Source organism: Fictibacillus gelatini DSM 15865 (assembly GCF_000430745.1).
In the GTDB taxonomy this organism is placed as follows: Bacteria; Bacillota; Bacilli; order Bacillales; family Fictibacillaceae; genus Fictibacillus_A; species Fictibacillus_A gelatini.
In genome coordinates this window covers 14545-35925 of the sequence record NZ_AUMP01000007.1, presented here as the reverse complement: position 1 = coordinate 35925, position 21381 = coordinate 14545, and the positions used below count along the sequence as shown (strand labels likewise).

Annotated in this window: 21 protein-coding genes; 2 read left to right on the top strand and 19 right to left on the bottom strand. The window is 40.4% G+C overall.

What is annotated here, in order from left to right; translation table 11 throughout:
* Positions 1-40: 40 nt before the first annotated feature.
* The 9 genes from H538_RS0110460 to H538_RS0110410 all read right to left on the bottom strand — a co-directional run bounded on the left by H538_RS0110460 (position 41) and on the right by H538_RS0110410 (position 5875).
* Complete coding sequence (locus tag H538_RS0110460) at positions 41-337, bottom strand: WXG100 family type VII secretion target (protein ID WP_026677552.1); 297 nt, start codon at positions 335-337, stop codon at positions 41-43.
* A gap of 207 nt (positions 338-544) precedes the next feature.
* Positions 545-1051, bottom strand: a complete 507-nt coding sequence (locus tag H538_RS23580; protein ID WP_051291422.1) for a DUF5085 family protein — start codon at positions 1049-1051, stop codon at positions 545-547.
* Positions 1052-1054: 3 nt separating this feature from the next.
* Positions 1055-1498, bottom strand: coding sequence for a DUF5085 family protein (locus H538_RS0110450; RefSeq protein WP_026677551.1), 444 nt, complete (start codon positions 1496-1498; stop codon positions 1055-1057).
* Between the two features lie 457 nt (positions 1499-1955).
* The gene (locus H538_RS23575; protein WP_051291421.1) at positions 1956-2312 is read right to left on the bottom strand and encodes a hypothetical protein; all 357 of its coding nucleotides are present in this window, start codon (positions 2310-2312) and stop codon (positions 1956-1958) included.
* 53 nt (positions 2313-2365) lie between these two features.
* Positions 2366-3124: a hypothetical protein gene (locus H538_RS26085; protein WP_154657950.1), complete on the bottom strand. Its 759-nt coding sequence runs from the start codon at positions 3122-3124 to the stop codon at positions 2366-2368.
* 19 nt (positions 3125-3143) lie between these two features.
* Positions 3144-4742 carry a T7SS effector LXG polymorphic toxin gene (locus H538_RS25500; protein ID WP_081412624.1) on the bottom strand — a complete coding sequence of 533 codons (1599 nt, stop codon included), beginning with the start codon at positions 4740-4742 and terminating at the stop codon, positions 3144-3146.
* A 20-nt stretch (positions 4743-4762) separates the two neighbouring features.
* The gene (locus H538_RS0110420) at positions 4763-5047 is read right to left on the bottom strand and encodes a hypothetical protein (RefSeq protein ID WP_026677549.1); all 285 of its coding nucleotides are present in this window, start codon (positions 5045-5047) and stop codon (positions 4763-4765) included.
* A 6-nt stretch (positions 5048-5053) separates the two neighbouring features.
* Positions 5054-5467 (bottom strand): YwqH-like family protein, encoded by a 414-nt coding sequence (locus H538_RS0110415; protein ID WP_026677548.1) that lies wholly within the window; start codon positions 5465-5467, stop codon positions 5054-5056.
* Positions 5468-5578: 111 nt separating this feature from the next.
* Positions 5579-5875: a WXG100 family type VII secretion target gene (locus tag H538_RS0110410; protein ID WP_026677547.1), complete on the bottom strand. Its 297-nt coding sequence runs from the start codon at positions 5873-5875 to the stop codon at positions 5579-5581.
* A 500-nt stretch (positions 5876-6375) separates the two neighbouring features.
* Between H538_RS0110410 and H538_RS0110405 the strand changes: the two genes are divergently transcribed.
* Positions 6376-7449, top strand: a complete 1074-nt coding sequence (locus H538_RS0110405; protein ID WP_035350551.1) for a DUF5105 domain-containing protein — start codon at positions 6376-6378, stop codon at positions 7447-7449.
* A gap of 5 nt (positions 7450-7454) precedes the next feature.
* Entirely contained in the window at positions 7455-8579 is a 1125-nt protein-coding gene (locus H538_RS26695) for a TcaA second domain-containing protein (protein WP_245595224.1), read from the top strand.
* 51 nt (positions 8580-8630) lie between these two features.
* On the opposite strand, the gene eno is transcribed toward H538_RS26695, so the two are convergent.
* The 10 genes from eno to H538_RS0110350 all read right to left on the bottom strand — a co-directional run bounded on the left by eno (position 8631) and on the right by H538_RS0110350 (position 21336).
* Entirely contained in the window at positions 8631-9923 is a 1293-nt protein-coding gene (gene eno / locus H538_RS0110395) for a phosphopyruvate hydratase (protein WP_026677544.1), read from the bottom strand.
* Positions 9924-10002: 79 nt separating this feature from the next.
* A complete protein-coding gene (gene gpmI / locus H538_RS0110390; protein ID WP_026677543.1) occupies positions 10003-11538 on the bottom strand; it encodes a 2,3-bisphosphoglycerate-independent phosphoglycerate mutase in 1536 nt (511 codons plus the stop codon).
* Entirely contained in the window at positions 11528-12292 is a 765-nt protein-coding gene (gene tpiA, locus H538_RS0110385; RefSeq protein ID WP_026677542.1) for a triose-phosphate isomerase, read from the bottom strand. The genes gpmI and tpiA overlap by 11 nt, the downstream gene beginning before the upstream one ends.
* A gap of 48 nt (positions 12293-12340) precedes the next feature.
* Entirely contained in the window at positions 12341-13525 is a 1185-nt protein-coding gene (locus H538_RS0110380; protein ID WP_026677541.1) for a phosphoglycerate kinase, read from the bottom strand.
* A gap of 113 nt (positions 13526-13638) precedes the next feature.
* The gene (gene gap / locus H538_RS0110375) at positions 13639-14646 is read right to left on the bottom strand and encodes a type I glyceraldehyde-3-phosphate dehydrogenase (protein ID WP_026677540.1); all 1008 of its coding nucleotides are present in this window, start codon (positions 14644-14646) and stop codon (positions 13639-13641) included.
* Between the two features lie 84 nt (positions 14647-14730).
* Positions 14731-15762 (bottom strand): sugar-binding transcriptional regulator, encoded by a 1032-nt coding sequence (locus H538_RS0110370; protein WP_026677539.1) that lies wholly within the window; start codon positions 15760-15762, stop codon positions 14731-14733.
* A gap of 158 nt (positions 15763-15920) precedes the next feature.
* Positions 15921-16172: a glutaredoxin family protein gene (locus H538_RS0110365; protein WP_322786398.1), complete on the bottom strand. Its 252-nt coding sequence runs from the start codon at positions 16170-16172 to the stop codon at positions 15921-15923.
* A gap of 26 nt (positions 16173-16198) precedes the next feature.
* A complete protein-coding gene (locus tag H538_RS0110360) occupies positions 16199-17347 on the bottom strand; it encodes an ABC transporter permease (RefSeq protein WP_026677537.1) in 1149 nt (382 codons plus the stop codon).
* A complete protein-coding gene (locus H538_RS0110355; RefSeq protein WP_026677536.1) occupies positions 17344-18051 on the bottom strand; it encodes an ABC transporter ATP-binding protein in 708 nt (235 codons plus the stop codon). Before H538_RS0110355 ends, H538_RS0110360 begins: the two co-directional genes overlap by 4 nt.
* A 132-nt stretch (positions 18052-18183) precedes the next feature.
* On the bottom strand, positions 18184-21336 hold the full coding sequence (locus H538_RS0110350; RefSeq protein ID WP_026677535.1) for an efflux RND transporter permease subunit: 3153 nt from the start codon (positions 21334-21336) through the stop codon (positions 18184-18186).
* Between the last annotated feature and the right edge of the window lie 45 nt (positions 21337-21381).

Genomic DNA, 21381 nt, shown 5'->3' with positions numbered 1-21381 from the left:
TAATGCACTATTATTGACCACTCAGCAACTAAGATTTTGTTTATCTTAATCCAAAATTTTGCGATAATTGCTCATCATGTTGAGCCACAGCATCAGCCGTTTTGTTCAATTGCGTATTGATGTCATGCATGAGCTGAGCGAAGTTTTGCACTTTTGGTTTTAATTCATTAAATTGGTCATCAAATCTTTCAAATGCACGACCTTCCCATTCTCCTCTTAATTCGTTTTGTAAGTTGGTCAAGTCTTTTAAAATTTGCTCAATTTGCTGTGCGCTCTGTCCATAACGTGTTGCCTTTGCTTTTAACTCTTCTGGCGTCATGCGAATTGTTCCTGCCATGAATATCACTCCTTTATATTTTAACCTATTGGTAACAATAGGTTTTATAACATTAGTAACAAATGCTGTTTAAAAACAATCCTCTGGCAAAAAACTACATTTTATTACAATTTTTTAATCACTTTTACTCTAAATGATGGGTTTAACTATGTCAATTGTAATTCAGTAGATTACTAAAATGGGTAAAAAGGCACTAGTTCTTTGTGCCTACTTTTGAAAGAGTTTACTTATTGAGCTTTCCGTTCCATTCTCTATCGATTCGATTTCCTCATCTGTACGAAGCACTTTGACTTTTAATTCTACCCATTGCCTTTTTTCGTCCCCTCTTAAAATATGAAATATCGGGGAAATAATTTTGTAATCATGGCTCAATGCATAACGGAACAGCTCATCATAAGCATGTTCAGTATTTGATTCAAAGTTATTGTTTACCCTTGTCATTAGCATTTCATCAATATATAAATAACTTTGAAAATTCAAATCACTCTCTTTCGAAACGTAGGATTGTTCAACAGGTATAAAAATATCAATGAGCATTCTTTCATCAAAAGGGATATTATAAAGTGCATAAAAGAGCGGCCCGGAAATGGTTAACCTGGCATTCACAAGCAAATCATTAAAATGATCCAGCGCTTTTTCAAATTCGCTATAATGGATCTCATATGTATGCCATACGACATTTTTATGCATGATAGTTTCATATTCAATGACCATTTCTCAACCTTCTTTCACTATAGCGTAAATGTCCATTATGACACGATCAAACGCATCAAAACATACGTGATAAAAAGGTTCTTCTATTTGGAAGCCGTTCTTACTTGCATAATTTCTTAATAATTCGTACGCTTCCTCCAACTCATCTACTTCGGGGCACCGTACATTAATGGCCGGGCTTAGTTCCAGATACTCCAATTGTTTAAACGACGCATTTTCTTTTACTTCCACTTCGGTGTTCAGACTAATATAATACGTATATTTACCAAACAACGGCTCATTTTCCATTTCCTCTACTTTAAAAACAACCGGGCTTGTGTAATAAATCTCTTCGTTTACGAGATTTTGTCGTAAACTTAATGCGGGTATAAACCATTCTTCATGAGGGATCACTTCTTCAACACAAATCACATTTTGCAAAACTAAAGATTCTTCCCTTACAATCATTTCATTACCCCTTTCAGAAATTCCCTAAACGGAATTTTTTTGTATTTTTTATCTTTTTTTCTTCCTTTTCTTTTTTCTGTTTACATATTGAACTTTCTTCACCGGCGGCGGATTTACAGAAAACGATGGAAAACGAAAAATGCAGTAGGCGGCTATAATGAATTCATTTACTCCGATTAGCATACCTATGTATGCAATCGTAAAACCAATAACCATGATTAACATATTGAAATCGCCCGTAAAAACATTTTTAGATAATATTCCGATTATTATGACAACAACTAAAATAAAAGGTGTCATCCATTTTGATTTTGTTTTTTTATTTTTCATTAAATTAGTTCTATGATTGTGATTCTCTTTAATTTCTTTTATCAAATTTATTAAAAGAGTTATATGAATTAAAAAACCAAGCGCTAAAATTAATGAAATTATTGGTAAATATGTGCTAGTTGTTTTATCATCTTTCGCAAACATTAATTAATAAAAACGGATCCAACGCAACTTTATACGTATATACAACTCTGCTAATACTTAATATTTTTTGATTAAAAGAGTTGTTTTCCCAACAAAATAGAAGGATAAAGATTTGTAGCGCAAAAAGAACCGCTTCAATATAATATATCCCATGCCACCATTGTGAAAGATTATTCCAACCTATCGTGTTTGCATTTGCAACTGCAAACGATAAACCAACAAGAAACCCTGAGTATAGCAAGAAAATTAAAAGAGTATTCCTTGTCCCTGACATCGTCAGTCGCCCTTCTTGAACTTCATACTTGATATCTTCAAAGTCTTTTTCCGAAAAGCGCTTCATACAACTATAACCTCTGACTTCGTAATTGGCATTAATCCATCTTCAATATCTCTTTATCTCTTTTTCTTCTTCCTCTTCTTTTTCTTGTTTACATATTGAATTTTTTTCTCAGGCGGTGCGTTTACGGAGAACGACGGGAACCGAAAGATACAATATGCAGCTATAATGAATTCGCATACTCCGATTAATAGAGCTATGTAAATAAATGTAAAAATAAATAATCCGGATATGAGCTCTAAATTTCCTAATAAACCATTTCTAACGATTACTGTAGTTAAGGTTACAAGTACAAATAATGCTGGAATCCATATTCTTGCTTTTGATTTTCTTATTTTTTTTGAATTATCCTCTTCTTTAAGACCTCTTATCCATTTGGTTAAAACTAAAATATGAAGAACTAAACCAAACATTATTATTAAAAATATAAATGGTGCGTATAAATTATACACTCCTCTATCTTTTGTTAACATAAACATAGTTGTGTAGGGATCTAAGGCGGTTTTATACGTAAATAACACTACACCAAAGATTAAAATTTTTTGATTAAAAGAATTATTGGCCCAGCATAATAGAAGGATAAGAAAATGCAGTGCAAATAAAACCGCCTCAATATAATAAATCACATGCCAACCTTTAGAGAGTGTGTCCCAACCAACTGTGTTAGCGTTAGCTATAGCAAATGATACCCCGACAGTAAATCCTGAATACAGGAATATTCCCATGAGATAGAAGCGCATCCCTGACATCGTCAGTCGCCCTTCTTGAACTTCATATTTTATATCTAAAAAATCTTTCTCTGTTAAGTGATTCATATTTGCACCCCAAAGTTTCTTATTTAAACCAACTAGCAATTTTTCTACCAATTTTCTTTGTAGCTTTTGAAACTGTATCTACTCCTTTATTCACCAACTCTTTTGTATGTTCAATTGTACTTTTCGGAGGTTTCCCCCATTTAATATTCGCTACATAACTCACACCCATTCCAACGCCAGCTCCAGCAACAGTACCAATCGGCGGTAAAAATGCCGAACCGACCGCTGCACCCGTAGCGGCAGCTCCTGCACCAAACGCCGTGTCGACTGCTGTGCCGACGATGGTTTTTTGGGTGTCTCCTTTGTAAGTTTTATAATTATCTGCTGCAGCTATTCCGATGCCGAGGACGCCGAGACTCTTTCCGGCTATCTTCATCGTTTTTCCTAATGCGTTAAGGTCCTTTGTATTTTCTTTAAACGTTTCGACCGCATTTTTATAAGCTTTTTTCGGGTCTTTCCATTCCGGTAACGATTGAATGGCTTTTTTCGTTGCTTTATATTTTTTCCCGACGAATTCATCACCGAACGTTGTCGCCATTTTCAACGTTTTCTTGCCTAATGAAAGCTTTTTGAACTCTCTATATTTTTCCAGCCCAAATAACTTATCAAATTCCCGGAACATCGCGAGTTTTCCCCGCTCTTTTCCGAACGTTTCAATTACGTTTTGTAATGATTTCATGTTTTCTTTTGTAAAAGCTGCCGTTTTATACGTCTTTAGATGATTCATCAATTCCTTGAACTTAAATTTGAATACGGTTGACGTTAAGTAATTGTTAAACTTTCGGTATTGCTCCCTGGTAAATGCATGGGTTCCATATTTTCTAAATAATAAGCGTGTCTTTTTATCCAATTTAAAATAGGCATAAAATTGCATAGCCGCCGTTGAATACGTATTGGATTTATTGATGTTCTTAAGAACTTTACTAAACGACTTACTACCTGCAATCATTAAAGCCAACATTTTCTCTTCGCTGAATTCGGACTTATCTCTTACTTCGAAGTCTGTCTCATTGACACCTCCTGAATGACCGGCCGCCAGTAAACTGTTCGCTGTATACCCGCTAATTTTCTTTAAAACTTTATCGACTTCTTGTTTACTTTCGTTGACGATTTGTAATGCCTTTCGGTCAAAATCAAGCAGCTTCTTATTGACATCATGAATATACTTTCGCGATTGGTTCACTCGATCGATAAAACGTGAAATGTCTGGTGCCGTAAGAGGAATGACATCCGCTACACTCTTGATCACTTGTTCTCCTTCGTGGTGAGTCGCCAGCATTTCATTCTTCGTTTTTTGCACCTTTTTATTGACATCATTTAAATACTCTTCCGTAATAACAGCATTCGAAGCTTCGTCAACCGTTTGATGAAACTCTGAAATCATTTTTGAAAGTTTTTTCTCTAAATGTAATACAGTATTTTTTAATTGGTCAACGGATGTACCATGAACCGTTTGAAAATAGTGTTTGGCATTATCAGCAGCTTTCCCTTGAAACGAAGCCAATTTGGTGATTGCTTCCGTCTTGCTTTTTACAGTATCTAACTTTGCCGTAATGTTTTTCACACGTTTACTGAACTCTGACTGAAGATCGTTTAATTCTTCAATCGCTATCTTCATTGGTTATTGTCAACTCCTTTCTACACACCGTGCATTTTAAGGTGGTTCCCAATTGCTTCATCCTTCCGAACCATGTCGTCACCTATATTTTGCAACTTTTTCAAATCCATCGTTAGAAGCTCGCTATATAACGATAACGTATTCTCGAAATCTTTTAAAACCTTAAGTTGTTCTTTTACGCTTTTTAAATCGGTTTTGCTTAAAGACACATTTATCGACTTCATTTCTTTTAATTCGGCATTTGCTGAATGGGCATGATTGAGCGTTGAATCAAACACTGTTTTGTTTAACGAAATTTTCCCCATCGATTATTATCCCTCTTTCATCGACTTCATCGTATCATCAAGATTTGTAATCGTTGATTGAAGTAAATAGCTGTCGCTTTCACATTGATCCAGTTGGCTTGAAAGTCTTTGTATTTCTTCATTGATTCGTTCTTCCACTTGATGAAGATCCGTAACATATTTACCGGCAGAAGAACCCACTTCATGAATAGAATGATTCTGGTAATCATTTTTTGTATTTCCTTGCCAAAAGGAAGGATCAATCTGTATGGATGTCATCTCTTTTTTATGTCGCTGAGAATCGTTGATGACAATCGTTAGTTGACCTTTAGCCTTTTGAAGCCGATCTATTTTTCTCTCTAAAGCCATTATTTGTTGCCTCTTTTCGGCTAACTGCGTTTGCATTTCAGCTTTTCTCCGAATAAGGTCTGCCTTTTCCACCTCTATCACCTCATTCTTCCGGTGTTTCACGTAATGTTAGGTATCTCGATTTAGAAAAGCCACACAACAATGTTGTTGTGTGGCCTGGTGTTTAAGCAAGCGGCTGATTGATTATCGAAGCCCAAAGTTTTGCGATAACTGCTCATCGTGTTGAGCCACTGCTTCAGCCGTTTTATTCAATTGTGTATTAATGTCATGCATAAGCTGGGCAAAGTTTTGCACTTTCGGCTTCAATTCGTTAAATTGATCATCGAATCTTTCAAATGCGCGACCTTCCCATTCTCCTCTTAATTCGTTTTGCAAATTGGTTAGATCTTTTAAAATCTGCTCGATTTGCTGTGCACTTTGTCCATAGCGTGTCGCTTTCGCTTTTAACTCTTCCGGGGTCATACGAATGGTTCCTGCCATTACTAATCACTCCTCTAAAAAATTTTCTAACGAGTAACTTCCAAACTGACAGATAAGTTGCCCGTTAAAGTTCTTCTTTACTGTAAAAAACAATAGTTTCCGAAGTCAATCATTTTTTCCATATTTCTGAAAAACGGCATTAAAGACCCATTTCTTTTTTACCAATAAAATGCAAAACAAACTTCCTTGATGGTTCTTTTATACTATTTTTCAATGATGAAAGTTTTTGATTTCACTCATATAGATGATTTTAGACTAGTTAAATGTATAAGTTTAACAAACATTAGCTATTCAACAAACATAAGGATTTATTTTACTTATATTCCAAATATTAATGGGTACTAGAAAAAGATAGTACTTTTTTAAACGGGGTATTGATGCTATTAATAAAAGTGCAAGTTCTAGTAGAAAGATCTGCGCAGATGAATATTCTAGAATGCTGAACTACTTAACTTTTAACGGTGAAAAAGGAGATTTCAAAAAAATAGGGAGGAAACATGATGTTAAAGAAATTAGGCATGATCTCATTGCTTTGTGTCGTTATCGCGTCTCTTGCCGCCTGTGGCAAATCCGGAGAAAAAGCAGCATCCGGCACAGCTAAAAGCGAATTAGTAGAGGCATCTATTGATAACGCATCCTACATACTAACCGGTGAAGATGACGGTGTATCCGAAAATAAGAAGCATGGATTGTTAGCTGTCACTCTGAAAGTGAAAAATGTATCAGATTCAGATGTTACATTTTTAGGCTCCGAAGATATTAAGCTTTATGACGGTGACAAGCAATTCAATCCTAAACGAAATGTCTATAGTTCAGAAGTCGACCTGGAAATTGATAACTCGGGTGATATCGGCGCCGGCAAGGTGAAAACGATGACGTATGTTTTCGACGTAGAAAAAGATAAAACGTATGAAATCGGCCTTCATCCAAACTCGATGGACCATGATCAAAATCAAAAAAGCGAAGAAATTAAGCTGAAATTGGATACAAAAAAATATGCGGAAAGTTTCGATGCACTAAACGATCCGGCAAAAGCATTAACCGCTTATATTGATACGATTTATCTTGGAAAAGATAACAGTGATTACGAAAAATATGTAACCGCCGATAAGGCTGCTTTGCAAGATAAAGCTAAGAAGAATTTTAAAGAGAAGATGGACGGAATATTTACTGAAAACAACATTTCCGATTCAAAATTGGATAAGCTTTATTCAAGTTATCAATCGTTTTTAGCACAAAAAGCGAAAATCGAGGCGAAAGTAAGTGCAAATGCCAAGGGAAAAGCGGTTGTTGTTTTAAATTACTCTGCCATTCCATTGAGCGATTTACGGGGAAAAGTATTTGATTATAAAAAAGAATACTGGAAGAATACCGATGATTACGATCCGAAAAAATCCGAGAAGTATGCCCTTTCAAAATTCGATACGATCCTTAACAAACTAGATCCTAAGGAAGGACATTATGATCTTAAAGTTCTTATGATTCAAAAGGACGGAAAATGGACCGTTGATAATTCGGACGAAAACAGTGCTGAAGAAATTTCAAATGTGTTTGCTGCAGGTGAGGTGTATTAAAAATAATGAAAAACAAATGGCTCATCTCCAGCATTGTTGTAGCCGTTGTTCTTGTCATTGGGATTGTCATCTTGCAGCAAATGAATAAACCGGAAAAAACCGTCGCTACATTCGAACAGGCTGTTGAACAGAAAAAGCCGAATCTGCTTCACGGTCTCATTATTTCCGATAATAAAAAAGCAGCTGTCAACGATGCTTCGTTGAATGCGCTTATCTCTTTTTTAAAAGCGAACAACGACAGCATGCAAGCGATTAAAGAAGGTTTAAACAAACAAATTAAAGATAAAGATTTCACAACATCCAACCAGCAAATCAGTTTAGTGAAAGATGAAAAAAAATGGGGCTTTTTTACGAGTTATAAGCTGAAAGTAAAAACTGTAAAAATTAAAGTAACCGGGCAAAATGAAGATGATCAAATTAACCTTTCGATCCAATCATTAAATAAACCATTAGAAAAAAATAAAGACGCGCTATACGGTCCAGTCCTTCCCGGTACGTATCAGTTCGTGACGACGATTACGAATCAACTTGGCACGTTTATGAAAAAAGAAAAAAAGGAAGTATGGGGCAGCACAAACGTAAGTCTTCTTGTGGATGACAGTAAACTTGCGAGGAATGATAAAAAGATCCAAAAGGACATTACGAAGGCTCTTGATAAATTTAACAGTGACTTACCTGTCGTTGAAACTTCAGGTTTTGATACGAATAAGTTTACGAATGTGACGGAAGCCTTAAAACAAGCTTCGATGCTTGAGAAAGAAGACTTTGATGTCATCAAAAAATATATCAATGAAATGCAGGCACAATATTTAGGGGCAGTCGTCAATATAGATGAATTATCGATTAATTATTTTGATAATCAGTGGAAGGCTGATATTCAGGCTTTTGTTTCCTATAACAACAAGATTAAATACAGTGGGCAAAAATCTTATAAAGATGTGTCGTATAAGTCGATTCGCCAATACTCTCTTAAATACGAACCCGATCGTAAGAAATGGATGATCGATAAGGTGCATGACACAGAGACCGATGGAACGGAACCGGATGATTGGAAAGTCAAAGTGGATATGAAAATTGACAATCCGCCGGTCATGAAATGGATGCGTACGAAGAAAAAAGAAGCGCTTTAACGAAAAAAGAAGCCGTGAATGTACTTTAATCACGGCTTCTTTTTCTAGTCGTTATTTGCTCAAATTATAAAATGCATTAGCTCCTGCATAGCTTGCGATGACGCCAAGTTCATCTTCAATGCGAAGCAATTGGTTGTATTTCGCCACACGGTCTGTACGGGATGGCGCACCTGTCTTAATTTGGCCGGCGTTTGTCGCAACAGCGATATCTGCAATCGTGCTGTCTTCACTTTCACCAGAACGGTGGGAAATGACTGCGGTGTAACCAGCGCGTTTCGCCATTTCGATCGCATCGAACGTTTCCGTTAATGTTCCGATCTGGTTCACTTTAATAAGAATGGAGTTTCCTACTCCTTTTTCGATTCCTTCACGAAGCTTCTTCGTATTCGTTACGAACAGGTCATCTCCGACAAGCTGAACTTTGTCGCCCAGACGTTCTGTAAGGAGCTTATGTCCTTCCCAATCGTTTTCATCGAGGCCATCTTCAATCGAAATGATCGGATATTTTGATACGAGGTCTTCGTAGAAAGCAACCATTTCTTCAGAAGTTTTCACAACACCTTCACCTTCGAGGTGGTACTTACCGTCTTCCTTATTGTAAAGCTCGGAGGAAGCCACATCCATTGCAAGTTTCACTTCTTCGCCAGGTTTGTAACCCGCTTTTTCAATTGCTTCGATGATGGTTTGAAGCGCTTCTTCGTTTGAAGATAAGTTTGGCGCAAATCCGCCTTCATCTCCAACCGCTGTGTTGTAACCTTTTTCTTTTAACACCGCTTTTAAGCTATGGAAGATTTCCGCTCCCATGCGAAGCGCCTCAGAGAACGTTGGAGCGCCGACCGGCATTACCATAAATTCTTGAATGTCCACATTGTTATCTGCATGCGCACCGCCGTTTAAAATGTTCATCATTGGTGTCGGCAATTGTTTCGCGTTAAATCCGCCAAGATAAGCGTATAGCGGCAAGCCGAGATGTTCTGCGGCTGCGCGGGCGACGGCCATTGAGACGCCAAGAATGGCGTTCGCGCCTAATTTCCCTTTGTTTTCTGTTCCATCAAGCTCGATTAACGTTTTGTCGATGCCGACCTGGTCTAGTGCATCAAAGCCAACCAATTCTGGTGCAATAATTTCATTGACGTTGTCTACCGCTTTTAAAACGCCTTTTCCGTTGTAGCGTTCTTTATCTCCATCACGCAATTCAACGGCTTCGTATTCACCAGTAGACGCACCGCTTGGAACGATCGCGCGCCCCATTGCGCCGGACTCGGTAAATACTTCTACTTCTACTGTCGGGTTTCCGCGGGAGTCTAAAACTTCGCGAGCATAAATATCAACGATAAGTGACATACTTTCATCTCTCCTTATTTTTAAAAATAGTTTAAACGAACTCTTTCGCACAGGGGCCCACTGTGCAAAAGAAAGTCTTTTATTCTTTAATTAATGTTTTCCCTGTCATTTCTGCAGGCTGCTTGCCTCCGATTAATGTTAAGAAGGTCGGCGCAAGGTCAGCCAGTATCCCGCCATCACGAAGCTCAATTCCTTCCTTTGTGACGATAACCGGAACCGGATTCGTCGTATGGGCGGTCATTGGTTTTCCTTCCAAAGTCACAACCTCATCTGCATTTCCATGGTCAGCCGTTATAATTGCACATCCACCTTTTGCGATAATGGCATCCACAACTTTTCCTAAGCATTCATCGACCGCTTCAACCGCTTTAATGGTTGGTTCAAGCATGCCGGAATGGCCAACCATGTCAGGATTGGCGAAGTTCAAGATGATCGCGTCATGCTTGTCCGCTTCGATTTCTTTTAAAAGCGCATCCGTTACTTCATAAGCGCTCATTTCGGGCTTCAAGTCGTACGTCGCCACTTTCGGCGAGTCGATCAAAATCCGTTCTTCACCCGGAAATTCCGCTTCACGTCCGCCGCTGAAGAAAAATGTTACGTGCGGATATTTTTCCGTCTCGGCAATCCGCAGCTGCTTAAAGCCCTGTTGGGAAAGAACTTCGCCCAGCGTGTTGTCTAAATTGATCGACTTAAAGGCAACATTTCCTTTGACGGTTTCACTAAAATGTGTCAAGCAAACGAAGTGGATGCCTTTTGGAAACTTGTCCCCGCGATCAAATCCTCTAAAGTCTTCGTTCGTAAACACTTGAGAGATTTGGATGGCACGATCCGGACGGAAATTGCAAAAAATGATCGCGTCGTTATCCTGAATCGTTGCAACCGGAGTCCCGTCCTCGTTTGTAATAACCGATGGGATGATGAACTCATCATAGATTTCGTTTTTATACGAGTCTTCTACTACTTCAAGCGGATCTGTATACGAAGGTCCTTCACCATACACCATCGCCCTATACGATTTCTCGACACGCTCCCAGCGCTTATCGCGGTCCATAGAATAATAGCGTCCGGATAAAGTCGCAATCTTTCCAACTTCGAGTTCTTTCATTTTATCCAGCGTTTGTTCGATGAACTGTTTTGCCGATTTTGGCGGCACATCCCGGCCATCCAGAAATCCATGGACAAAAACGTTTTCTACGTTTTGTCTTTTAGCCAGTTCGAGCAATGCGAGAATATGATCGATATGGCTATGGATCCCGCCGTTCGAGAGCAAGCCAAAAATGTGGAGGTTCGTTCCGTTCTTTTTCACATGGTCCATCGCTTCGATGAAGGTCGGGTTTTCAAAAAACTCCCCTTCACGAATGGCCAGGTTCACGCGGGTCAAGCTCTGGTAAACGATGCGCCCCGCCCCAATGTTTAAATGACCAACTTCCGAGTTCCCCATTTGTCCTTCCGGGAGTCCTACCGCCTCTCCGCAAGCCGTTAAATGATTGTGCGGATACTTTTCCCAATACCGGTCAAAGTTCGGCTTGTTCGCCTGTGCGACAGCATTCCCTTTTCGTTCGGGACGGCAGGCAAATCCGTCAAGAATAATTAATGCTACAGGCTTATTTGCCATTATTAACGCCCTCCAATAATTGAAGGAACGATTCAGGCTCTAGACTTGCACCGCCAACAAGCGCACCGTCGATATCCGACATGCTCATCAATTCCTTAATGTTGCTCGGCTTCACGCTGCCTCCATATTGAACGCGGACTTGTTCAGCCACCTCTTGAGAAAACTTCTCGCCAATCACTCCACGTATGTAACGGCATACTTCATTGGCATCTTCTGAAGAAGCGGTTTTCCCTGTGCCGATTGCCCAGACCGGTTCATACGCGATCACTATAGATTTCGCCTGATCTACTGATAATCCTTCAAGCGCTTTTTCCGTTTGCCTTTTCACGATCTCTTTCGTTTGTCCGGCTTCACGCTCTGCAAGGGTTTCTCCGACACAAACGATTGGGATTAAACCGTGTTTAATCGCGGCATGCGTTTTCTTATTGACGAGTTCATCGGTTTCGTTAAAGTATTCGCGGCGTTCAGAATGTCCTAAAATGACATAGGTAACGCCAAGATCTTTCAGCGCATAAGGACTAATTTCCCCCGTAAAAGCACCGCTGTCTTCAAAGTGCATGTTTTGCGCGCCGATGTATATCGGCTTTTCACCTATTCCATCCACTAATGTATCTAAGAAAAGGGCAGGTGCACAAATGACCGTATCGACAACTTCATTCGATGGTACCAGACCTTTTACTTCTTCCAAAAAACTTTTCGCTTCGGAAATGGTCTTATGCATTTTCCAGTTTCCCGCGATGATCGGTTTTCGCACGATTCTCCACCTTCCTTGCTGCTTTTTTCTTATTTAATAAAGAAGGAATTACTTGTCGTTTAATGCAACGACTCCTGGCAAAGCTTTCCCTTCCATAAATTCTAAAGATGCCCCGCCGCCGGTCGAAATGTGATCCATTTGATCGGCAAGACCAAACTTTTCAACAGCTGCTGCAGAATCCCCGCCGCCGATGACGCTGTACGCATTTGCGCTATCAGCCAGAGCCTCCGCCACTGAACGTGTTCCGTTTGCGAACGATTCCATTTCAAACACGCCCATCGGACCATTCCAAATAACAAGTTTCGAATTCCGGATGACATTTGTATACGAATCGATCGTTTTCGGCCCGATATCAAGGCCTTGCCAATCTGAAGGAATAGCGCTCGTATCGACCACTTTCGTATTAGCGTCATTTGAAAATTCATCTGCTACAACAACGTCTTGCGGAATGAGTAGATTGACACCTTTTTCTTTCGCTTTTTCCATGAAGGCTTTCGCAGTTTCGATTTTATCTTCTTCCAGCAGCGATTTACCGACATCATCACCTTGCGCTTTAATAAACGTATAAGCGAGACCACCGCCTAAAATTAGGTTGTCTACTTTTTCAAGCAAATTGTTAATGACGTCGATTTTATCTTTCACTTTTGCGCCGCCAATAATTGCAGTAAAAGGACGTTCCGGGTCTGATAACGCTTTACCTAAAACTTCAAGCTCTTTTTCCATCAGGAATCCAGCTACTGCAGGCAAGTGATGAGCGATTCCTTCCGTCGAAGCGTGAGCGCGGTGAGCCGCACCGAATGCGTCATTGACATACACATCGGCAAGCGCCGCAAAGTTTTTCGCAAGTACCGGATCGTTCTTTTCCTCTCCAGGATAGAAACGGACATTTTCAAGCAATAAAACGTCTCCTTCTTTTAAAGCCGAAATCGCTGTTTCCACTTCTTCTCCGTAAGCCTCGTTTGTTTTGACGACTTTCTTGCCAAGAAGTTCGCTTAACCGGTTCGCAACTTCGTCCAAACGCAAACTTTCAACCACTTTTCCTTTCGGCCTGCCAAGATGGCTGGCGAGCACCACTTTAGCCCCTTGTTCGGCTAAATATTGAATCGTCGGAAGAGCGGCACGAATGCGCGTGTCGTCTGTAATTTCCCCATTGTCCATCGGCACGTTAAAGTCGACGCGGCAAAACACAACCTTCCCTTTAACGTCGATGTCACGAACGGTTTGTTTGTTCATACGTAATAAAACCTCCTGACAACATGTAATAATAAGACGAATATTAGTTTACATGAGAAAGAGGGTAAGAGTCTTCTTTATTCTCTTATCCCCCTTTTATTCGTCTCTCTCTATTAAAGTCCTTTTTTAGCTATAAAGTCAATAAGGTCTACGACACGATTTGAATATCCTGTTTCATTATCGTACCAGGAAATCACTTTCACCATGTTCCCTTCCATTACCATCGTTGAAAGAGCATCGATGGTTGAAGAGTTGGTGCATCCGTTGTAATCAGTAGATACAAGCGGCTCTTCGCTGTAACCGAGGATGCCTTTTAACGGACCTTCAGCGGCTTCACGCAATGCGGCGTTGAGTTCTTCCACCGTTACTTCTTTTTCTAATTCTGCGACAAGGTCTACTAATGAAACGTTCGGTGTCGGCACACGCATTGCCATGCCGTTTAGTTTTCCTTTCAATTCAGGAAGAACTAAAGATACCGCTTTTGCAGCACCGGTTGTCGTCGGAATGATGTTTTCTGCTGCAGCGCGTGCACGACGCATGTCTTTATGAGGCAAATCTAGAATTTGTTGGTCGTTCGTATAGGAGTGAACAGTTGTCATCATACCACGAACAAGGCCGAATTTTTCATGAATAACTTTTGCAAATGGTGCAAGACAGTTCGTTGTACAAGATGCATTCGAAATAACGTGATGATTCGCTGCGTCGTATTTGTCTTCGTTCACACCCATAACAACTGTAATGTCTTCGTCAGTTGCCGGAGCCGAGATGATTACTTTTTTCGCTCCTGCTTCTAAATGTTTCGCCGCGTCAGCACGTTTTGTGAAACGTCCAGTAGATTCCACAACAACTTCCACACCAAGGTCTCCCCAGCCAAGCTGTGCCGGATCACGCTCCGCTAATACTTTCACCTCTCTGCCATCAACGATCAATGTATTTTCTTTTACTTCAACTTCTGCATTAAGTTTGCCATGAACCGTGTCATGTTTTAAAAGAAAGGCTAATGTGTTTGCATCTGTTAAGTCATTTACCGCGACAACTTCTACGTTCGGGTTATTTAATGCTGCGCGAAACACATTTCGTCCAATACGACCAAATCCGTTAATTCCAATTTTTGTTGCCATGTTAAATGGACCTCCTTTTATAATAAAAAAATAGATAAATGTAAACAAATGTACAATAAGCAGGATACACACTTTTTTACAATTTTAAGCTTCTCCCGCCTGGCGAAGCAGTTTTCGTGCTGCTCCCTCATCGGTGATTAACACCTGTTTCGGGCCATGTTTCATAAAGGCGGCAATCGCTTCGGCTTTCGAAGCGCCTCCGGCAACCGCCATTAAAAGCGGACTGTTTTCTAATTCATTCAGCTGTAGCCCGATCGTTCGAACCCGGTGTACCACTTCGCCTTGCTTGTTAAAGTAGTACCCGAAAGCCTCGGCAACGGCTCCTTCTCGCTCTAATTTATCTAACACTTTTTGCGACGAATTGCGCCGTTTCGCCATTGTTTCAGCATCGCCAATTCCGTGGATGACTATACTTGCGGAATGAATAAGGGCCAATACTTCTTTAATGCCGGGCTCCTCGATTAATGATAGGTAGGATTCTTCACTTAAATCATCCGGGACATGCATTAATCGATATTCACCGTGCGCTTTTCTGGCCATGGTGGAACAGATCGTGTTTGCTTGATTCTCTACTTTCTCACCGAGTCCGCCTCGTGCAGGGACAAATATGATTTGTTTTTCTCGAATGCTTGGAGTCATCATTTCTGCAACGGCAGCCATTGTTGTACCGCCCGCTACGGCAATGACATGATCGTGAATTAATTCTTGTTTTAACCGAAGGACGGAAGCTTTTCCTAATTCCGCTTTTACCCACTCATCGGTATCGCTGTCACCGGGGACGACAATGACCTCGGATAACTTCAACACTTCTTTTAATTGGGCTTCTAAACGACTAAGACCGGATAAATCTTTCATTACCGCTTCTAACTGATCAAGAACATTCTCCCCATCATCAGTTAGCGACATTCCTGAAGCTAGAATTGAAACCAGGCCTTGATCTTTTAAAAATTGGACTTCGCTTCTCATCACTCTTTCCGTCATATTTAATTGGACGGCAAGGCTCCTTCTCCCAATTGGCTGGGAAATACGGATCACCCGCAATATCTTATATCGCTTTTCCATAAGTTCCAGTAAATCCGGTATTAGTTTTTTTTGAATTCCCAATAAGTTATTCATCTTACTTACCCCAATCTAAATGAAACGAAAAAAAACGATGGACTTAATTTGTCCCGCATAGTCATTTTATGTCCCGATTGTTGCAAAAAAAAGCCGAAATGACTTTTTTTAATTTACGTCCTTATTGTATCAGAACGTTTTGGAAAGTTCAATCATTTTTACTTACTCAAAATAAGCAAGCGCTTTCTTACTTGTTCTTTGTTGATTTGCCCATACTCAATAACCTCATCATCCATTGCGATAACAGGAATCATCAGCCCATATCGTTCAATCAGCGCATCATCTGTATAAATGTCGATTTCTTCAAGCTGAAACGGGATCTCTTGTTGCAGTTCCTCTAGTATCTTATGCGCTTTATCGCAGAGCGGACAGTGCTTTTTAGTAAAAAAAGAAAGTTTCAATTGATTCATTGTTTATGTTCTCCTTTTTTTCTTTATTAATTCAACAAAATCATCTTGATTAAATAACATATACTCATAAGGGCGAGACAACATATACTTGGAACAGCGACCGTCCAAAACCGTGCTTTTCTTTTCGCCTGCCATACGACTTTTTCTTGAAAAGGATAATGGCGGTTAAAACGATGATTCATAAAGGAAGTCCAGATTGACTTCGAAAGCATGTAAAGCAATCCGACGATTCCAGGAAAAATCAGCCATTTGATTGCATATGGTGTTACAATGATTGCAAAAGAGGCAATATACAAAAAGTAAAGATAGAGTTTAATATCTTCTCCGCTACGGTACATCCACTTAATAAATGTTTCCACGAGCACATTGGCCGGATAACGATTATGGTAAAGCGGTTTAGACGTCCGGTTGAACGGCGGGTATTTTCTAACTTTCACCGGCTTTTCCATCGCTCCAGAACGCACCATAATCATGTTGGCCCATTTCCACTTTTCTTCCTGTTCCATTTCCAATTCTCTAGAAAAATAGCGTTTCGGATGAGGCTCTCTTTTCATTAACAAAAAACTGACGACCGCCGGATATAAATAGAAAATGAAAGAGTAAACCGTCCCCGTAGTCTGTAAAAATAAACCCGCAATAAACAGCCCAAAGAAAAGATAAACGAGAAATCGATATTTCCACTTCCAACCTCGAAGTAGCGCCCACCGCCTAATAAGCATTTGATAAACATTCCAGAGGTAAAGATAAAGGGCCAGGGCTAAAACTTCTTGATAGGTATAGGACAAACCTTTCACTAACAACGGAAGAAAAATAAAAAGCAAGATGAGGCAACCAACAAGCGATCTTCTTACCGCTTGCCATTTTCCTAGTGCAATAAACTCACTGTACATTTCCTCCCGTTGGAGAAAAAAGAGTTCGTCAGCCGGAGCAATATATGTCCGCACATGATTGAACATTGTTAATGAATAAAAGAAGACAAAGACAATGATTGGGGAAACGTGAGTGATCCACTTCGGCGGACTTGTCCAAAAGCCAACATAAAGGAATGCAAAAATTAACCCTACAGGGATGACATAGTAGGCATAAACCGACCAATCGAGCACCATTCCGAATACCTTTTTCTGAAATTGCTTTTCCTTGCGTTTTCGTTTGTCATACCATTCTTTCGCCGTCATATCGCTCTTCTCTCCCATAATACATCGAAACAATCGAGCAAAGATCCATTTTGGATGCCGCATGCCCTCTGAATATCAGATAGTGTTCCATCGGCGAACAATTGACCACTCGATAAAAGGACAAACCTGTCACATAATTTTTCTGCCGAATCAAGAACGTGTGTACACATTAAAATTCCCGCCCCACGTTTTTTCTCGTTAACTAAAAGTTGAATAAAGTCTTTTTGCGCCCGCGGATCAAGACCGATAAACGGTTCATCAACAATATATAAATCAGACGTAGAAAGGAACCCGAGCACGAGCATAACTTTTTGTTGCATTCCTTTCGAAAAGCTTACAGGCAACTGATGTATTTTTTCTTCGAGCCGGAAAAGCGCGATTAACTCATTTGCCCGGCTTTTCCAATCGGCCAGTTCATACGACGCTGCACAATATTCAATATGCTCCCAAAATGTTAGTTCATCATAAAACAACGGTTTTTCCGGGATATAGCCAAAACGCTTTTGGTTCGTTAAAATCGAAACATTTCCATTCAAATGTGGGATTATTCCAAGGATTGACTTGATCGTTGTGCTTTTTCCCGCTCCATTTTCACCGATTAGACCGACGAGTTCCCCTCTGTTCATCTTAAAATTGACATTTCGCAAAACCGCCTCCCCTTCTTCATAACCAGCTTCCTTAATGTCTATCTGCAATACTTCCATTTTAGTCCTCCCCCATTTCGGCAATGCGGTTCTCTATGTACCATATTATCGTAAAAAGAGAGATTTTCCCAATTATTTCATTACAAAAAAAGCAGCCTACAAACGGTTTTATTACCGTCTGCAGGCTCCTTCTTAGTGTTCTACACGTTTTTTCCGCTTGAACTTCATTAAAAACTCATAAACGATCGGCACGATCACAAGTGTTAACAGCGTGGAGCTTGTTAACCCGCCGATGACGGCGACACCTAGTCCTCTCGAAATTAAGCCTCCTGATTCAAACCCGAATGCGAGCGGAAGCAAAGCTCCGATCGTTGCAATCGCCGTCATTAAAATCGGACGAAGACGGGTGGCCCCTGCTTCTAAAAGAGCGTCCCGGGTTGATAAGCCTTCCCTTTCTTTATGAATGACGCGGTCGATCAGGACTATCGCATTTGTTACCACGATACCGATCAACATTAATGCACCAATCATTGAAGAGATGCTTAACGTTTCCTTAGCAATGTAAAGAGCAAATAGACCCCCGATAACGGTAAACGGCAAGGAGAAAAGGATGGCAAATGGCGCCAATCCGCCTCCAAATGTAATCACTAAAATTAAATAAACGATCGCGATCGCGACCAACATCGCAAGACCTAACTTCTGGAAGGAATCTGTAATTTGTTCGGTCACGCCGCCCATTGAGATGGAAACGTCGTCCGGCTTTTGAAGGTCATCAAGTTTCTTTTGAACGTCTTGCGATACCTTTCCAACATTATTCCCTATAATATCCGCGCTCACACTGACATAAACGCGGCCATCGCGATGGGTAATCGTATTTGGCGTACTTCCTTTTTCAACATCCATCACATTTTTTAATCTCACTTGAGTCCCTGTGGCCGTCTCTACTTTAGTGTTCGTCAATTCATTGATGTCCTTATAGTTCTTTTTATCCACATGGACATAAACATTTAATTCTTTGCCGTCCCGCTTAATCGTCGTTAATACAGGCTCTTCGCCAATATTGCTTAAGCCTGAACCGACTTGCCCGGCTGTTAATCCTAATTTGCTTAATTTGTTCTGGTTGGCAACAAGAGTATATTCTTCATACGACTTCGAAAGGCTTGAATCAACATTCGTTAACGAACCGTTTTTCTTCATCACTTTTTCAATATTCGTAACAACCGGCTTAAGTTCATCAATGGAAGAACCGTAAGCGTACACTTCGAGCTTGTTGCTGGAGGCACCCGTTGAGAAATCCTGTGTTTTCCACTCCCCTTTTTTCGTTACTTTCTTCAAATCGTCAATGACCTGTTTTTTTACTTGTTCAAAGTCTTTCGTGTCCTTCTTATATTCAACGTAGAAAATGCCCGACTTGCTTCCCACGCCAGTCATCGGGTTGCCGCTGTCAACAGAATACTGGATCATTTTCACGCGATTGTCATCTTTAAAATAGTTCTCCGCCTTTACAGCCATCTGTTCGATTTCTTTATCGGTTTGGCCGGGATCCGGATTGTATGTTGCAATCATCATTTTCTGTTCATCCGACGGCAAGAAGCTTACACCGATTTTCGGAATTAAAAATAAGCTTCCAGCAAGAATCAAACAGGCAAGACCAAATGTGACAAGCTTATGATTCAGCGACCAGTTGAGAATTTTTTTGTAGGCGGCCGCTAATTTACCGTGTCCTTCTTTATGCTCGCCGTTCTTTTTTAACCCGTTTTTGAAAAGTGAATGGGCAAAAGACGGAACGATAGTAATGGCGACAAGCAATGACGCGACTAATGCAAAAACGATCGTTAAGGCAAATGGCAAGAAGATTTCACCAACCGGTCCCTCCACCAACGCTAATGGAAGAAAGACGGCAATCGTTACAATCGTGGAAGACATGATTGGGATGAACATTTCCCTCGTCGCTTCACGAATTAACTCTTTTCCCCTTAGCTTTTCAGTCGATAACGTCATTCTGCGGTAAATGTTTTCAATGACGACAATCGAATCATCCACCACCCGTCCAATAGCGACCGTCATTGCTCCCAGTGTCATAATGTTCAATGAGATATCCATTTGCTTCAAGACGAGGAGCGCAATGACTAACGAAACAGGAATGGATACGATGGAGATGATGGTTGACCGGATATTTCGCAGGAACAGCAATATAATAAGTACCGCAAAAATTCCTCCAATTACCGCTTTAGACAACATCGTGTGGACCGAATCTTTGATCGGTGTCGCTTGATCAAATGTGTTCACCACGGTTAATCCTTTATGATCTTTTTTAAGATCATTTAACGTTTTATTCACTTGATCCGCAACTTCAACGGTATTGGCCTCGGGCGATTTTGTAATTTGGATTCCGATCGATTCTTTCCCGTTCGTTCTGGAAATCGATTCATGTTTGTTAACTAATGTAAGACTTGCAATCTCACTCAATTTAACAGTTGGCAATGATACACTGCTTTGCTTGGCCTGACTTTGGGCGGCCTGCTTCTCATTACCCGGTGCTTGTCCCATCCCCGTCCCTTGCTTCATGTTTGGAGATTGCGCAATTGCTCCGGTAGGTACAGGCGTGTATGGGATTTTAATATTTTTTAAGTCTTTCAGCGTTTTGACACTTCCATCAACAACAACCGCTTTTTCTTTTTGGTCAATATTCATTAATCCTAATGGGACAGCTACATTCGTTCCTTTAATGAATTGTTCAACCGTGCTTGCATCGAGTCCATATTTCTTTAATTTATCCTTTTTATATGTCAGTTGAATTTCACTTTCGTACTGCCCGGATGTCTGAACCGATGATACGCCATCAATTCCTTCTAATTCTGGTACGATATCGTCTTCAACCGTTTTTGTCAGTTGTTTAAGAGACTCTTTATCATTAGAAACACTTAAAGATAAAATCGGAAAGTCATTCAAATTGATCCGGGATACTTTCGGACGTTCGGATCTATCTGGCAAGTCCATATTCTCCAGCGCTTCCTTAACCTCGTCCTTCGCTTTATCCATGTTTTTATCAAACCCGTATTCAATTTGAATAGAAGAGGCGTTTTGCATCGAGGAGGAGCTGACCACATCTACTCCCGGAAGGCTTTTCACCTTTTGTTCGATCGGTTTTGTAATTTGCTCGGCCACTTCCTCCGGTGTTGCTCCCGCATAGGTCGTCGATACCATAAGCACAGGGGCGTTTATATCCGGCATCGTCTCAAGCTTCATTGTGAACCCGGAATAGATCCCGGCAACAACGACGATAAGCGTCAATAACCAAACGGCAAATTTATTTTTTAAACAAAATTGAATAACACGTTTCAACTATTTTCCACTCCTTCTTCATTGACCGACTAGTCACCCAATTAA